This window comes from Stenotrophomonas lacuserhaii (assembly GCF_039674585.1).
Taxonomy (GTDB): Bacteria; Pseudomonadota; Gammaproteobacteria; order Xanthomonadales; family Xanthomonadaceae; genus Stenotrophomonas; species Stenotrophomonas pennii_A.
The window spans coordinates 1-16,000 of sequence record NZ_JBDJNU010000051.1 but is presented as its reverse complement, the minus strand read 5'-3'; the positions used below and the strand labels follow the sequence as shown (position 1 = coordinate 16,000).

Below are 16,000 nucleotides of genomic sequence, written 5' to 3'. Positions count from 1 at the left end.
ATGCCGACAAATGTTTGACGCACGGTGCAGGCCGTCATCCCGACGACAAGGTATGCGGAGCCGGCAGGATGAGCCGGAAACAGGCGCCGCCCGCGGGCACCGGGACGTACTCCAGGCGTGCCTGGTTGGCGCGGCACAGTTCGCGGGCGATGTACAGGCCCAGCCCAGTGCCATGTTCGGACGTGGTGAAGAAGGGGTTGAACAGCTGCGCGGACACCGCATCGGGGATGCCGGGGCCCCGATCCATCACGTCGACCACCGGGCTGCCCTGCAGGCGTCCCACGCGGATGCGTACGCGCGCAGGCTGCTCGCCGATGCGGCCATATTTCAGGGCGTTGTGCACCAGCGCGGTGAGCACCTGGTGCAGGTGGCGCGGGTCGACCATCACCGCCACCGAGGTTTCGGAGATGATCGATTCCACGCTGTCCGTTTCCAGCGACAGGCCCTGCTTGTACTCCAGTACGAAGCGGCGGACCAGGGCGACCAGGTCTACGTTCTCGGGGTTGGCGCGCTCACGGCGGGCAAGGCCCAGCACGCTTTCCACGATGCCATTGGTGCGCTGGCACTGCTGGTGGATGATCTGCAGCAGCCGCCGGTCGCTGTCACTGAAGTTGCCGTCTTCTTCTTCCAGCAGCTGCACTGCGTAATTGATCGCCGCGAGCGGATTGCGGATTTCGTGTGCCAGGCTGGCCGAGAAACGGCCAAGCGTGGACAGCGTCAGCGATTCGGCCCGCTTGGACACCACGCTGGAGTCGTCCAGGAACACCAGGGTGAGGTCACTGCCGGCCAGCAGGCGGGCGAATCGCGGCTGCACTTCAGGCTGGTCCGGGGACAGCATCAGCGGCGTTTCTTCCTGGGTCCCGCCGGTGCGCCAGCGGTGCAGCCGGCGCGCCAGTTCAGGCGCCGTGCGGGTCAGGCCCGGCCGCTCATCGCCAGTGCCGCCTTCGTGGTCGCCGAGCAGCGCCGAAGCGGCTTCGTTGACCAGCGTGATGCGATTCTGCCCGTCCACCACCATCACCCCGGTACGCATCCGGCGGATGATCAGTTCATTGATCTGGTACAGGTTGGCTACTTCGTCGCCGCGCTGGTTGGCCAGCTGCTGGCTGTGGCGGGCGCGCTTGGCGACCTGCGAGCTGATGAATGCCAGCGCCAGGTAGCTGGTGGTGAACATCGCCAGCTCGGCCAGCGTACGGGTGGGGGCGCCGCCTTCCAGCAGCTTCCACAGGTACTCGGCGACGGTGGCGACGCTGGCCCCCAGCGCCAGCCCCAGCGCCATCGGGAACGGCAGCATGGTCGCGGCGGCGGCGATGTTGAACAGCAGTGACATCGAGATGCCGGCGCTGGCCCCCGGCAGGGCATGGGCCAGCAGCGAAGCGGCGACGATGTCCAGGCTGACGCCGACCAGCACGAACTGCCGCAGCCAGCGCTCGCTGCGCCCCAGCAGCAGCATCAGCACCGAGAACAGCCAGTAGCCGCCGGACACGTAAGCGGCCAGTTCGGGGTGGTCCGCCTGCCCCAGCAGGTCGGCCATCGGGCTGAACATCAGCCCGGCGATCGCGGTGGCGATCAGCAGCCGGTACAGGGCAAAGAAATACAGTTCGCGTCGAGGAATGGACTCGATGCGGTCGATCAGTGATGTGGTCGGTGCCACGCCAAAACTCCCCTTCTGGCTTGCGTGCAGTATAGGCATGGATGGGGGGCCGGCCGGTCGCCTGCCGCGGGCTGGCTGCGCGCCACCGCCCCGGCAGGCGTGCCGGCCGATCCAGGTGGGGAGTCACAAACAATTGAAAAATCAGAAAAAACCGGCACCGCGCGGCGTGTCATCCCGCTGTCTTTGCGCCACGCGCCGGGGTCGGCCACAATAGCGGGCCCGCCGCGGTCCGTGCCGGTGCCCGTGAGGGAGCCTTGGAGGAGATGCGTGCGGTCGTTCCTATTCCCACGGTGACGCATGAATTTCCACGAATACCAGTCAAAACAGCTGCTTGCCGAGTACGGCATTCCCGTCCCGGCCGGCAAGGTCGCGGCTACCCCGGACGAAGCAGTCGCAGCAGCGACCTCGCTGGGCCAAGGCCCCTGGATGGTCAAGGCACAGATCCATGCTGGCGGTCGCGGCAAGGCAGGCGGCGTCAAGTTCTGCAAGACCACCGACGATGTGAAGGCCGCTGCGGCCAAGATGCTCGGCACCAAGATGGCCACCTACCAGACCGCTGGCGTCGAGCTGCCGGTCAACCTGGTGCTGGTGACCACCGCCGGCGAGATCGTCAAGGAACTGTACCTGTCGGTCCTCGTCGACCGCGGCACCAAGACCATCACCTACATCGCTTCTTCGGAAGGCGGCGTGGAAATCGAGCAGGTTGCTGCCGAAACCCCGGAGCTGATCCATTCGCTGAACGTCGACTTCGTTGAAGGCGTGCAGGGTTACCACGGCCGTGATTTCGGCTTCAAGCTCGGCCTGACCGCCAAGCAGGCCGGCCAGTTCGCCAGCATCATGGTGAACCTGTACAAGCTGTTCAACGAAAAGGACTTGGCGCTGGTTGAAATCAACCCGCTGGCGATCCTGGACGACGGCAACCTGTACGCGCTGGACGGCAAGTTCGACAGCGATGACAACGCCGCGTTCCGTCAGAAGGCTCTCGTTGCGATGCGCGACAAGACCCAGGAAGACGAAACCGAAGTGACCGCTTCGGAGCTGGACATCAACTACGTCACCATGGACGGCAACATCGGCTGCATGGTCAACGGCGCAGGCCTGGCCATGGCCACCATGGACGTGATCAAGCTCAACGGCGGCGAGCCGGCGAACTTCCTGGACGTGGGCGGCGGTGCCAACAAGCAGCGCGTCATCGAAGCGTTCAAGCTGATCCTGTCCTCGGACAAGGTCGAAGGCATCTTCGTCAACATCTTCGGCGGCATCGTCCGCTGCGACATGATCGCCGAAGGCATCATCGCCGCGGTCAAGGAAGTGGGCGTCAAGGTTCCGGTCGTGGTGCGCCTGGAAGGCACCAACGTGGAAGAAGGCAAGCAGCTGCTGCGTGACAGCGGCATGGCCATCATCCCGGCTGACAACATCAACGACGGCGCCAAGAAGGTCGTTGAAGCTGTCAAGAACGCCGCCTGATCCGACACCGAAGGAAATCCAATGTCAGTTTTGATCAACAAGAACACCAAGGTGATCGTGCAGGGCTTCACCGGCCAGCAGGGCACCTTCCACGCCACTCAGATGATCGAGTACGGCACCCAGGTTGTGGGCGGCGTGACCCCGGGCAAGGGTGGCACCACCCATATCGACCTGCCGGTCTTCAATACCGTGGCCGACGCCGTGCAGAGCACCGGCGCCAACGCTTCGGTCATCTACGTGCCGCCGCCGTACGCGGCTGACGCGATCCTGGAAGCCGCTGCTGCCGGCATCAAGGTCATCGTCTGCATCACCGAAGGCATCCCGGTGCTGGACATGCTGCGCGTGAAGAACGTGCTGACCCGCTCGCATGCGGACACCGTGCTGATCGGGCCGAACTGCCCGGGCGTCATCACCCCGGGTGAGTGCAAGATCGGCATCATGCCGGGCCACATCCACAAGCCGGGCAAGATCGGCATCGTGTCCCGTTCGGGCACCCTGACCTATGAAGCGGTCAAGCAGACCACGGAAGTGGGCCTGGGCCAGTCGACCTGCATCGGCATCGGTGGTGACCCGATCAACGGCCTGAACTTCGTCGACTGCCTGAAGCTGTTCAACGAAGACCCGCAGACCGAAGGCATCATCATGGTCGGCGAGATCGGCGGTGACGCGGAAGAAGCCGGTGCCGAGTACATCAAGCAGTTCGTGAAGAAGCCGGTGGTCGGCTTCATCGCCGGCGCATCGGCTCCGGCCGGCAAGCGCATGGGCCACGCCGGTGCGATCGCATCGGGCGGCAAGGGCACTGCCGAAGGCAAGTTCGCCGCCATGGAAGCGGCCGGTGTGGTCACCGTCCGTTCGCCGGGCGACCTGGGCGCTGCCATCGCCAAGCTGGTCAAGTAAGGCCTCTGCCGGCCCCGGCCGGCACGATTCTGTAGCGCCGAGCCATGCTCGGCGGCTGCAGGAGTAAACAGAAAGCCGCCTCCGGGCGGCTTTCTGCGTTTGGGGCCGGCGCTACAATGGCGGCATGGCAACCACAGGCTGGAATCCCTAATGGCTTCGATCCGCATCGCGATGGCGCAGTTTGATTTCCCGGTCGGCGCAGTCGCCGCCAATACCGACCGGATCATCGACATGATCGAGCAGGCGCGCGACGACCACGGCGCCGACCTGGTGCTGTTCCCGGAACTGGCCGTCAGCGGCTATCCGCCGGAAGACCTGCTGCTGCGCCCGGGTTTCCTGCAGCATTGCGAACAGGCAATGCAGCGCATCGCCAAGGCCTGTACCGGCATCACCGCCGTGGTCGGCTGGCCCGAATCGGCCGGGGCGGTGGTCTACAACGCGGCCAGCGTGCTGCGTGATGGCATCGTGGAAAAGACCTACCGCAAGCGTGAGCTGCCCAACTATGCGGTGTTCGACGAGCGCCGTTACTTCGATATCGACCCGGACGGCCCGAGCTGCGTGTTCGACGTCAACGGCGTGCCGGTGGGCGTACTGATCTGCGAGGACCTGTGGTTCGCCGAGCCGTTGGCCGACACCGTGCGCAGTGGCGCCCAGCTGGTGGTGGTCCCCAATGCATCGCCCTATGAGCGTGGCAAGCATGCGCAGCGCGATGCGGTGCTGGCCGCGCGGACGCGCGAAAGCGGGACCGCCATCGCCTACCTCAACGTGGTCGGTGGCCAGGACGCGCTGGTGTTCGATGGCGCGTCGGTGGTGGCCGACGCCGACGGCACCGTGCACCCCGCCGCCGCAGCCTTCGCCGAACAGTGGCTGGTGGTCGAGTACGAGAGCGAAGCACGGCGCTTCCTGCCGCTGCAGTGGATGGACGACGGCGATGAGAGCATGGACGCGCTGGCATGGCGCGCGGTCACCCGCGGCCTGCAGGACTACTGCCGCAAGAACGGGTTCCAGAACGTCTGGCTGGGCTTGTCCGGTGGCATCGATTCGGCGCTGGTGCTGGCGATGGCCGTGGATGCACTGGGCGCGGAGAACGTGACCGCCGTGCGACTGCCCTCACGCTACACCGCCGGACTGTCCAACGACCTGGCCAGCGAACAGTGCGAGGCGCTCGGGGTGAAGCTGGAGGAGATCTCCATCGAGCCGGCGTTCAAGGGCCTCATGGAGGCGCTCGGGCCGATGTTCGAAGGTACTACGCCTGACGTCACCGAAGAGAACCTGCAGAGCCGCAGCCGCGGCGTGATCCTGATGGCGCTGGCCAACAAATTCGGCGGCCTGCTGCTGACTACCGGCAACAAGAGCGAATACGCGGTGGGCTACGCGACCATCTACGGGGACATGTGCGGCGGCTATGCGCCGTTGAAGGACCTGTACAAGACCGAGGTGTTCGGGCTGGCGAAGTGGCGCAATACCGTGGGCGGCGCACCGGTGATTCCGCCCGCGGTGATCAGCCGCCCGCCGTCTGCCGAACTGCGTGAGAACCAGACCGACCAGGATTCGCTGCCTGCCTACGACGTGCTGGACGGCATCCTGTACCGCTTCGTGGACCAGGAACAGTCGCGCGAGGAAATCATCGCCGCCGGTTACGCTACCGAGGTGGTGGATCGCGTGCTGCGGCTGGTGCGCATCAGCGAATGGAAGCGCCACCAGGCCGCGCCGGGGCCGAAGGTGTCCCGGCGCGCGTTCGGGCGCGAGCGCCGCTATCCGATCAGCAACGGGTACCAGGGGTAAGGTGTCGCGCCCTTGCAGAAAACGTGCTTCGCCGGAGCGATGCCGGCGAACTCGCTTCCTTCCTGCGGCGCGTCCGCTAGGCTGACCGGCCCACGACGCACGCAGGGCCGGAAATGATCTGTCCACTTGTTGCAGCTTTGCCGGGCTGCCACGGCCCCCGGCCGATCACCGACGCGCGTGCCGATGGCCGCCACGCGGTCCTGGGGTCGTTGCGATCGATCGGCAATGCGGCGGTCTCACTGGCACGACAGGTCGGCTACGCCCTGGACCGGGTGGCGCCGGGACGACTGATCCGAAACATGGGCAACCTGGCCGCGGCGCTGCTTGCTGTGTCAGGGGGCGGTCTTGTCGGCGCACGGCCACACGCCCCCATTGCCGGAGTCAGCACCCCGGATGCCGTCCACGTGTACGCGGATGGCGAGCGGCTGGTGCTGGAGGAGTGCATCAGCAGCCTGGGGGCGTCTGCGCGCCCTGCGGAGAACATCGCCGCGCACTGTCTGGGCCTGAGCGCCGGCAACGCGTGCCGTGGGGCCTTGGACGCATCCTGCCGGACCGTGCTCTACCGGAGCGTCGCGCTGGCAATCCCCGATCTGCTGGAGCCCGCCAGCGTTGGCAAGCAGGCGCCTGACTTCGAGCAGGCGTTCCAGGCCCTGAAGCGGGAGATGCGCGCAGCGGACTATTACCAAGGTGCCATGGTCGCGCTGGAGCAGGCCGTGGCGGCCGCCATGGGGCACGGACTGGCATCGCCGAGCGCGGCCTATACGGCTGCCGGCCTGCGCGACATCCTGGAAGCGGAGGGCAGCGTGGAAGATCCCCTGCAGGTAGTTGGCGTGCAGGGAAAGCGGCTGTACGCCGGTATCGTGCGTGCTGCCGACCGCATGTATGCACTGGATCCGGATCTGATGGACAGGGCGGGTCGCACCGTGTTCCAAGCGTACCTGGACAAGCACTTTCCGGATCTGCCGAGAGTGGGCACGCCGAGTACAGACCTGGGCGATCAGCAGGTAACCACCGTGCTGCGCGAACTGGCGAAATTCCTGAACAGGAAATACCCGGCGACTCCTCCCTCGTAGCGGCGGCTTGCTGACCGAAATCTGCATGCAGCCACCTGTGATAGCGGCAATCTTGGTAGCCCCGATCAGCAGGAGTGCAGTGCATGAATCTGAATCCCGCCCTGCCTGTACAGGCGATGAGCAACGCCACGAGCCCAGACCCCGGGCGAAAGCGCTGTCCGGCCCCCCACACCGGGTCACTGCCGGGCCGGTTGATGCAGGTATCCAACGCGGCGGCGTGCTTGGCGCTGCAGTGCGTGAAGGCGGCATGTCGTGAGCCGGGAAGGGCCCTCACGTTGATGGTGGCGATGCTGGCCGGCCTGCGCTCGGTCGGCGCGGGGCCGTCCGGCAGCCGGTATCCTGGCCTGCCCGGCCCGGTGGGTGTTGCCGATGTACCCGCTTCGACGGCTGGTGATCAGTGGCAGCAGACAGCCCGCCACATCGGCGCCGAGGTAGCGCTGTGCATGCGCGCGCGCCATCTCGCGGGTATTGATCCGCCCGCTACCGAGGCGCACTGCATGGGACAGATCGCGTTCAATCGTGCAATGGAGATCCCGTTCGATCCGGATCAGTTCCGCGAGGTAGGGCGTGAGGCGCCTGACCTTGACTCCGAAGCCGGTCGGTATATCGCCCTGGTCGAGCGCGGCATGCATGCTTCGGTGACGATGGTGAAGCCCACGCCGGTACTGCAGAACCTCGAGGATGCGGCCCGCCTCGCCAATGGGCTGCCTGCGGTCCGGCATCGGATCGAACACGCCGCAGGCCGCATCATCGAGGACTGCAATCTTCGCGCCCGCGTGGACAACGATGCGCTGGGCCAACCTGGATTGTTCATCCGCTCGGACCTGGACCAGGTACTGCGGGAGGCCTGCAGCGATGGCGCGCAGGTTCCACCGACCACCCTGGAACTGCGGCGCGCCAATGCGGCGCTGTATTTCCAGTCTGACCGGGTGAAGGACGAGCGCGCCTTCCATGTCGGGCAGCACCGCATCCACGAAGGCCAGGCGTCCGCATCGGCAGGGAGGGCCTTCGAAGGAAAGGTCGTCGATCTGGTCGCCGAACGCATCGGGCTTTGAATTCCCCCCTTTTCCATTACAGCCATGCCCAACCCAGGAGCAATTACATGAGACTTGCCGAGATGTTCGTCGCCGGCCTTGGCGTTGCGGCCGCGTGGCAGCAGGCTGGCGCCCAGCGGGCCAGCCAGCCAGCCACGACGTATCGATTGATGGACTTTTCCATATCCGATATCTGCAACCAAGGGGCGCACTGGATGGCGCCGATCACTGCCGAGCGACAGATGCGGGAATCCCCACCCGGTTACTTCGATGAGGTTGGATACGAGAACTGCCGGCATGGCATCTCATCACACGGCCTGCCGGAGGAGCGCAGCAACGCCCTGTGCCTGATGAAGGTGGCCGCCGCCAGCTGCGCCGACGGTGACGATCCCTGGTGCATCGACGCGCTGCTGCGAACAGCCACGGATGAGATTCCAAGGGCCGGCCAAGCGCTGGCCGCTTCCCTCCAGCCCGGTCCCCTGCCCAGGGCGATCTATCGCTCGCTGGACCAGCTGCGCAGGGACGTCCATCCCGCGTTCGTGGGGAGGTTCGAGTATCAGGAAGCCATGCAGGGGTTGGAGATCGAGTTCGTCGACCGCACCGGGCTGGACATCGATGCACAGACATCGCCCCTGACCGTGGCCGACGTGCTGCAACTACTGCGTGACAGCGACAGCGGCGAAGTGGTGGGGGCACGCACGCTGGATCGTTTCGATTGGGCAGCCAAGGCGACGGGGCTGCAACTTGGCACGCTGTTGAAGTCGATCGCCCAGGAGACGATCAATGCCAGGCCGGAGCATTATCGGGATGATCTCGATGCCGAGCTGGACACCTGGCTGGGCAGGAATTTTCCGTCTGATCCTGCATCGGCCATTACTGCACACCAGCGTCGGCATGTCATCGGCCTGATGCTGGAGCGCATCAATGCCCGCATCCCCGCGCGGGATACCGACGCTCAGGCCACCGGCTGACCCCATCGCCAATGGGAGCACGGCGGCAACGCGGCCGACAGCTCCGTCGCCATGAAAAAAGCCCCGCAGCAGAACTGCGGGGCTTTCAGTTTTCCAGCAATGCGTGAGGCTGATTACTTGCGGTTCATCGTCGCATTGCGCATGCCGGTGGTGGCCGACTTCTCGCCTGCGAACGGGTTGAGCTTGCGGATCATCCACGGATAGTTCGGCCAGTCGTTCTGCAGCCACGGGTGGTCCGGGGCGTTGAGCTCCAGCACACGGCGGGCGTCACCGGCCAGCGTTTCATTGCCGGCGCGGGCGTAGGCCTCGGCCAGCACCGCCACCGCATCGTACTGGTAGGCACTCTGCGGGTAGGTTTCCAGCAGGTAGTTGGCACGGCCAGCAGCCGACAGCCATGCTTCCCGGCGCAGGTAGTACAGCGCATTGTCCAGCTCGTGCTGGGCGAACACGTCACGCAGCTCGGTCATGCGGCGACGCGCATCTTCGGCGTAGCGGCTGTTCGGGTAGCGGTCGATGACGATGTTGAAATCGGCATAGGCCTGGCGCGGCGTGGACAGGTCACGCCGGCTGGCGTCCAGTGACCATACGCGACGCAGGAAAACCGTATCGCGGTTGCTGTTGGACAGGCCGCGCAGGTAGTACAGGTACGCCACGTTGCGATGGGTCGGGTAGGTCCGGATGAAGCGGTCGATGCTGGACACCGCATCGTCGTGCTTGCCGGCCTTGAACTGGGCGTAGGCGGTTTCGATCATCGCCTGTTCGGTGTACGGGCCGTAGGGATACTGGGCCACCAGGCGGCGGAAGCTGGTTTCCGCGCCGCTCCAGTTGCCGCCTTCCATCAGGCCGTGGGCCTTCTGGTACAACGTCTCGACCGGCTGGCCTTCATCGGGGTTGTCCCCCTTGGTGCCACGGTTGCAACCAGTGGCGGCGATCACCAGGACCAGCAGCAGGGCGGTCAGGCGGACGGGCGCAAAGAGCGGGGAAGAGCGTCGGATCATGAGGTCAAGGCGGGACGCGGCTGGAATACGAAGGGTCGATGATAGCCTAGTGTCCTGTCCCGCGACTGAAACCTGTCCCCGGGACCCCCAATTTCGTCTCCAAAAGTTGCCGCCATGTCCGAATCTGCTGCTGAACAGGCCCGCCAGGCCGTTGTCCCCGATACCGCCGCCGGCCGTCGTTTCGACGCGGTGCTGGCCGAACTGTTCCCCGAATACTCCCGTTCCAAGCTGACGGAGTGGATCAAATCCGGCGACGTGCTGCTGGACGGGGTGACCGTGCGCGGCCGTGACCCGGTGCGCGGCGGCGAGGTTGCCACGCTCAATGCGGTACTGGAAACCCAGACCCATGCCGAGCCGGAGGACATCCCGCTGGACGTCCTGTTCGAAGACGAACACCTGCTGGTGATCAACAAGCCGGTGGGCCTGGTGGTGCATCCGGGTGCTGGCAATTCCAGCGGCACCCTGGTCAACGCCCTGCTGTTCCGCGATCCGTCGGTGGCGGCATTGCCGCGTGCGGGCATCGTGCACCGGCTGGACAAGGACACCAGCGGTGTCATGGTGATCGCACGCACCATCCAGGCACAGACCGCGCTGGTGGAACAGCTGTCCGCACGCCAGGTGCATCGCCAGTACCTGGCCGTGGTGGTCGGCGCGCTGGTGGCCGGCGGTACTGCCGATGCGCCGATCGATCGCCATCCGCGCGACCGCCTGAAGATGGGCGTGCGCGAAGACGGCAAGGAAGCGATCACCCATTACCGCCTGCGCGAGCGCTTCCGTGCGCATACGGCGCTTGAGTGCCGGCTGGAAACCGGCCGTACCCACCAGATCCGCGTACACATGGCGCACCTGCGCCACGCGATCGTCGGGGACCAGCTGTACGGCGGCGCGCTGAAGCTGCCGAAGGGCGCCAGCGATGAGCTGGTGGCCGCGCTGCGTGGCTTCAAGCGCCAGGCGCTGCATGCCGAAACGCTGGAGTTCGTGCATCCGATCACCGGCGAGATGGTGCGCAACACCGCCCCGGCGCCGGCCGACATGCTGCAGCTGTTGAAAGCCCTGCGCGAAGACAGCGAGCTGTTCGCCGAGCGCGAACGCGGCCGCGACCGCCGCTGATGGACGGCACGCTGCCCCTGCTGATGCCGCAGTGGCCAGCGCCGGCCGGGGTGCGCGCCGTGACCACGCGGCGCCATGGGGCGGGGGTGTCGTTGCCGCCGTTCGACCAGTTCAACCTGGGCAACCGGCATGCCGCCGATGGCGACCAGCCGGCCCACGTGGAGCGCAACCGCGCGCTGCTGCAGGCCGGCCTGGCCTTGCCTTCCGCGGCGCATTGGCTGCGCCAGGTGCACGGCACCACCGTGCTGCGGTTCGACGCCGCGCCGGTGGTCGGGGCCTGTGAACCGGTAGCCGATGCCGCGGTGACGTCGGTGCCCGGCGTGGTGCTGGCGATCCTGACCGCGGACTGTCTGCCGGTGGTCCTGGCTGCGCGCGATGGCAGCGAGGTGGGTGCCGCGCACGCCGGCTGGCGCGGGCTGGCCGATGGCATGCTGGAAGCGACCGTAGCGGCGATGCAGGCACCGCCGTCGGGGCTGATGGCGTGGCTGGGGCCGGCGGCCGGTCCGGCCGATTACGAGATCGGCGAAGCGGTCCACCATGCCTTCGTGGGTCATGATCCTGCCGCTGCGGCCGCCTTCGTGGCGACGCGTCCGGGTCACTGGCGGGTGGACCTGTACGCGTTGGCGCGGATGCGCCTGCAGGCGGCGGGGCTGAAGGCTGCTGACATCCATGGCGGCACGTACTCGACGATGGCCGACCCGGACCTGTTCTCGCACCGCCGCGACCGCCGCACCGGACGCATGGCGACCCTGGCCTGGATCGGGTAGCGGCGAGCCGTGCTCGGCGGGATGGATCCGCCAACGGCCCGCTGCGCTCGCCGACCCTGGGTCGGCGCTACCAGGATGTATCCGCCAACGGCCCGCTGCGCTCGCCGACCCTGGGTCGGCGCTACCGGGATGTCAGGCCTCCAGCGCCTGCAGGAAGCTCTGCCGCCAGTGGTTGATGTCATGGCGGCGCAGGTGGTCCATCATCGCGTTCCAACGCTCCTGGCGGCGCTTGAGCGGCATCGTGGCCGCCGTGGCGATGGCATCGGCGACGCCGTCCAGGTCGTGCGGATTGACCAGCAGCGCCTGCTTCATCTCGTCGGCCGCACCGGCCAGCAGTGACAGCACCAGCACGCCGGGGTTGTCCGGGTCCTGCGACGCCACGTATTCCTTGGCAACCAGGTTCATGCCATCGCGCAGCGGTGTCACCAGGCCAACGGCGGCGGCACGGTAGAAGCCGGTCAGCGTGGCGTGGGTGAAGTTCTGGTTGACGTAGCGCAGCGGTGTCCAGTCCGGCGCCGCGTGGCCGCCGTTGATATGCCCGGCGATCTGCTCCAGCTGGCTGCGCAGGTCGCGGTACTCGGTGACGTCGCCGCGCGATACCGGGGCGATCTGCAGATAGGTCAGGCTGCCATGCTGGTCGGCATGCCGTTCCAGGTAGCGCTCGAAGCCCTTGAAGCGCTCCGGCAGTCCCTTGGAGTAGTCCAGCCGGTCCACGCCGATCGCCAACTGGCGGTCACGCAGGCTGTTGCGCAGATCCTTCACCGCCGGCTTGTTGGCCGCGGCCTTGGCCTGCTGGGCGATGCGTTCGGTGTCGATGCCGATCGGGAAGGCAGCCGCGCGGAAAGTGCGGCCGTCCGGGGCCTCCAGCCTGCCATCACCCAGCACCCGGCCACCGCCGAACAAGCGCAGGTAGGTCTGGAAGCGGTCCGCATCGCGCTGGGTCTGGAAGCCGACCAGATCGCAGGCATACAACGCAGAGAACAGCCGCAGGTGGTCGGGCATGGCCTGCAGCAGATCGGCCGAGGGCAGCGGGACGTGCAGGAAGAAACCGATCCGGCAGCCGATGCCGCGTTCGCGCAGCATCGCCGCCAGCGGGATCAGGTGGTAGTCGTGGATCCAGACGATGTCGTCTTCGCGCAGCAGCGGGGCCAGCTTGCTGGCGAACAGCTCGTTGACCCGGTGGTAGGTTTCGCGGGTGCCGCGATCGTAGTCCACCAGGTCCAGGCGGAAGTGCAGCAGCGGCCACAACGTGCGGTTGGCGAAGCCGTTGTAATAACCGTCCACGTCACGCTTGTTGAGGTCCATGGTGACATAGCGGATATCGCCGTCGACCTGCTCATGCAGCGCACCGCTGTTGTCCTTCACCGACTTGCCGCTCCAGCCGAACCACAGGCCGCCGCGCTCCTTCAGCGCGGCCAGCAGGCCGACTGCCAAGCCTCCCGGACGGGTATCACCGGGAATGGCGACGCGGTTGGAAACGACGACCAGACGACTCATGAAGCCTCCTGCCAGGAACGCGAAAGCCGCATCGCGGCGGTGATCAGGCCGACGTGCGAATAGGTCTGCGGGAAGTTGCCCCAGGCCTCGCCGCTTTCGAAGGAAAGGTCTTCCGACAGCAGGCCCAGGTGGTTGCGCCGCGACAGCAGCACCTCGAACATCGCGCGGGCTTCTTCCATGCGGCCGATCGCCGCCAGGGCATCGATGTACCAGAAGGTGCAGATGGTGAAGCTGGTCTCCGGTTCGCCGAAGTCGTCGGGTGCGACGTAGCGGTACAGCGCGTCGCCATGCTTGAGGTCGCGGCCGATGGCCTCCACCGTGGTGATGAAGCGTGCATCCATGGGTTCGATGAACCCGATGTCGGCCAGCAGCAGCAGCGAAGCATCCAGGCGGTGCCCACCGAAGGCATCGGTGAAATGGCCAAGCTCCTCGTTCCACGACTCCTTCATGATGCGCCGGTGGATGGTGTCGGCGCGCTCGCGCCAGTAGAACGCGCGGTCGTCCAGCTTCAGGCGCACGGCGATCTTGCAAAGGCGGTCACAGGCGGCCCAGCACATCGCGGCGGTGTAGGTGTGCACTTCGGTGCGGCCGCGGAACTCCCACAGGCCAGCATCGGGGACGTCGTGCAGCAGGTAGGCCTGCTCGCCCAGCGGTTCCAGCCGCGCGAACGCGTGCGCGTCGCCGGGGTCCTGCAGGCGGCGGTCGAAGAACAGCTGGGTGGAAGCCAGCACCACGCTGCCGTACACATCGTGCTGGCGCTGCACCCAGGCCAGGTTGCCGCGACGCACCGGGCCCATGCCACGGTAGCCGGACAACGAAGGCACCTCGTGTTCGTCCAGGGTGGCCTCGAAGCCGATGCCGTACAGCGGCTGCAGCGTGCCGTCGGCGGTGGCCAGGTTGAAGATGTAGCCGAGGAACTGCTCCATGGTGCGGGTGGCGCCGAGGCGGTTGAGCGAGCGCACCACGAAGGCCGCGTCACGCAGCCAGCAGTAGCGGTAATCCCAGTTGCGGATGCTGCCCGGCGCCTCGGGAATGGAGGTGGTCATCGCGGCGATGATCGCGCCGCTGTCTTCGTACTGGCACAGTTTGAGGGTTATCGCGCTGCGGATCACCGCTTCCTGCCATTCCAGCGGAATGGAAAGGTAACGCACCCATTCGCGCCAGTAGTCGCGCGTGCGCTGGAAGGATTCCTGCACGTAGCCGCTCAACGATCGGTTGAGCGATTCGTCCACGCCCAGCACCAGGTGCACCGGGTGGTTGAGCACGAAGGGCAGGGCGTCGCGCACGAAGCGGATCGGCACGTCGGTGGTCAGCCGCAGCACGTGGTCGGGCAGCACCCAGCGCACGTGGTTGCTGCCCCAGGTGGAGTCGGGCACGCGCTCGCCCCAGTCGGCCAGCGGACGCGCCAGCACGCGGATGCGCGGGCTGCCGGCGATCGGGCGCACCTGGCGGATCAGGCTGACCGGGCGGTAGAAGCGGTCATTCTGGCGCCAGCGTGGCGCGAAATCGATGATCTCCAGCGCACCGCCGTGGCTGTCGCGCAGCACGGTGCGCAGGATCGCGGTGTTGTTGAGGTATTCCTGCTCGGTGCTGGCCAGGTCTTCCAGTTCGATGGCGAAATCGCCGCCTTCCTGCTGGTTGGGGCTGAGCAGCGCACAGAAGGTCGGGTCGCCGTCGAAGGTGGGCAGGCAGCTCCAGACAACGCGTGCCTGGCGGTCGATCAACGCACCGAAACTACCGTTGCCGACGACACCGAGGTTCAGATCAGGTTGGGACATGGGCGAAGCTTCTCGTCTGCGGCCGTGGGGGCCGGCCTACCAGGCATTCTCACGCAACCATGCGTGCACGCTGCGTATGTCCGACAACTGGAAGACCGCCACGCTGGGCTCGCGTTCACCGACCAGCACGCTCCAGCCGTGCAGCCCATTGGCCGCCTCGAAGCCGTGTTCGTCGGTCAGGTCATCGCCGATGAACACCGGCAGGCGACCGCGGAAGGGCAGGTACTGCATCATCCGGCGGACCGCGCGTCCCTTGTCACTGCCGACCGGGACGAATTCGACGACGTGATCACCCGGCTGCAGGCGGTAATGCGCGTTGCCGCGGACGTGCCGGTCAGCGAAGGCGCGCACGTCCGCAGCCGCATGCGGTGCACCGCGCCAGTGCAACGCCATGCTGGGACCCTTGTCTTCGACCAGTACGCCGGGGTGTCCGTGGGCGAAGCGCATGGCCTGTTGATGCACGGCATGCAGCCACTCGGTGGTGTCCTGGTCTTCGACCGTGTCGTGCAGGGTGCCGCCGGCATCACGCAGCTGATGGCCATGCAGACCGGAAGCAGGCAGGTGCAGGGGCGCGAACAGCGCGTCGAGCTGCTCCAGCGGGCGACCGCTGACCAGCGCCACGGCGCCTTCCAGCCGGTCGCTGATGCGGCCGATGGCCTCGCGCACCTGCGGCAGCAGGGTGACCGCATCGGGACGGTCGGCGAACTCGATCAGGGTGCCGTCAACGTCAAGGAACAACGCACAGGCATCGTCCAGCAACGGCGGCGGCGGACGTGAGGGGAAGTCGTTTGCCATGGCGGGCACGATGCCAGCGCAGGCGTGAGCATGGGGTCATCGCAGGTGGCGACCCAGGGGGGCGGTGTGCGAGTCGGTGGGTGAGTCGGGGGGGGGGGGGCCGGGGGGGGGACGCCCCCCGAGCCGGGGCGGCCCCCCGGCCGGCCCCCCCCCCGGGGCCCCCCCAAACCCCAACCG

13 protein-coding genes are annotated in these 16,000 nt (G+C 66.7%); 8 read left to right on the top strand and 5 right to left on the bottom strand.

Going from position 1 to position 16,000, the window contains the following annotated elements:
- Positions 1–34: 34 nt before the first annotated feature.
- Positions 35–1,651, bottom strand: a complete 1,617-nt coding sequence (locus ABE522_RS15685) for a sensor histidine kinase (RefSeq protein ID WP_346592500.1) — start codon at positions 1,649–1,651, stop codon at positions 35–37.
- A gap of 297 nt (positions 1,652–1,948) precedes the next feature.
- Between ABE522_RS15685 and sucC the strand changes: the two genes are divergently transcribed.
- The 6 genes from sucC (at position 1,949) to ABE522_RS15655 (ending at position 8,878) form a co-directional block, all read left to right on the top strand.
- Entirely contained in the window at positions 1,949–3,118 is a 1,170-nt protein-coding gene (gene sucC / locus ABE522_RS15680; RefSeq protein WP_057506903.1) for an ADP-forming succinate--CoA ligase subunit beta, read from the top strand.
- Positions 3,119–3,139: 21 nt separating this feature from the next.
- Positions 3,140–4,015, top strand: a complete 876-nt coding sequence (gene sucD, locus ABE522_RS15675) for a succinate--CoA ligase subunit alpha (RefSeq protein ID WP_346592499.1) — start codon at positions 3,140–3,142, stop codon at positions 4,013–4,015.
- Between the two features lie 150 nt (positions 4,016–4,165).
- Positions 4,166–5,800, top strand: coding sequence for an NAD+ synthase (locus ABE522_RS15670; protein ID WP_346592498.1), 1,635 nt, complete (start codon positions 4,166–4,168; stop codon positions 5,798–5,800).
- 299 nt (positions 5,801–6,099) lie between these two features.
- Positions 6,100–6,873, top strand: coding sequence for a hypothetical protein (locus ABE522_RS15665; RefSeq protein ID WP_346592497.1), 774 nt, complete (start codon positions 6,100–6,102; stop codon positions 6,871–6,873).
- Between the two features lie 194 nt (positions 6,874–7,067).
- Positions 7,068–7,928, top strand: a complete 861-nt coding sequence (locus tag ABE522_RS15660) for a hypothetical protein (RefSeq protein ID WP_346592496.1) — start codon at positions 7,068–7,070, stop codon at positions 7,926–7,928.
- Positions 7,929–7,975: 47 nt separating this feature from the next.
- Positions 7,976–8,878: a hypothetical protein gene (locus ABE522_RS15655; RefSeq protein ID WP_346592495.1), complete on the top strand. Its 903-nt coding sequence runs from the start codon at positions 7,976–7,978 to the stop codon at positions 8,876–8,878.
- A 113-nt stretch (positions 8,879–8,991) separates the two neighbouring features.
- On the opposite strand, the gene ABE522_RS15650 is transcribed toward ABE522_RS15655, so the two are convergent.
- Positions 8,992–9,876 (bottom strand): outer membrane protein assembly factor BamD, encoded by an 885-nt coding sequence (locus ABE522_RS15650; protein ID WP_346592494.1) that lies wholly within the window; start codon positions 9,874–9,876, stop codon positions 8,992–8,994.
- A 114-nt stretch (positions 9,877–9,990) separates the two neighbouring features.
- Between ABE522_RS15650 and rluD the strand changes: the two genes are divergently transcribed.
- Positions 9,991–10,986: a 23S rRNA pseudouridine(1911/1915/1917) synthase RluD gene (gene rluD, locus ABE522_RS15645; RefSeq protein WP_346592493.1), complete on the top strand. Its 996-nt coding sequence runs from the start codon at positions 9,991–9,993 to the stop codon at positions 10,984–10,986.
- Complete coding sequence (gene pgeF, locus ABE522_RS15640; protein WP_346592492.1) at positions 10,986–11,753, top strand: peptidoglycan editing factor PgeF; 768 nt, start codon at positions 10,986–10,988, stop codon at positions 11,751–11,753. Before rluD ends, pgeF begins: the two co-directional genes overlap by 1 nt.
- Before the next feature lie 132 nt (positions 11,754–11,885).
- Here the strand turns inward: pgeF and otsA are convergent, their stop codons facing one another.
- From otsA to otsB, 3 genes are read right to left on the bottom strand one after another with little or no spacing between them, the layout of a single operon-like run.
- On the bottom strand, positions 11,886–13,250 hold the full coding sequence (gene otsA / locus ABE522_RS15635) for an alpha,alpha-trehalose-phosphate synthase (UDP-forming) (protein ID WP_346592491.1): 1,365 nt from the start codon (positions 13,248–13,250) through the stop codon (positions 11,886–11,888).
- Positions 13,247–15,028, bottom strand: coding sequence for a glycoside hydrolase family 15 protein (locus ABE522_RS15630; RefSeq protein ID WP_346592490.1), 1,782 nt, complete (start codon positions 15,026–15,028; stop codon positions 13,247–13,249). The genes otsA and ABE522_RS15630 overlap by 4 nt, the downstream gene beginning before the upstream one ends.
- A 36-nt stretch (positions 15,029–15,064) precedes the next feature.
- Positions 15,065–15,823, bottom strand: coding sequence for a trehalose-phosphatase (otsB, locus tag ABE522_RS15625; RefSeq protein ID WP_346592489.1), 759 nt, complete (start codon positions 15,821–15,823; stop codon positions 15,065–15,067).
- Between the last annotated feature and the right edge of the window lie 177 nt (positions 15,824–16,000).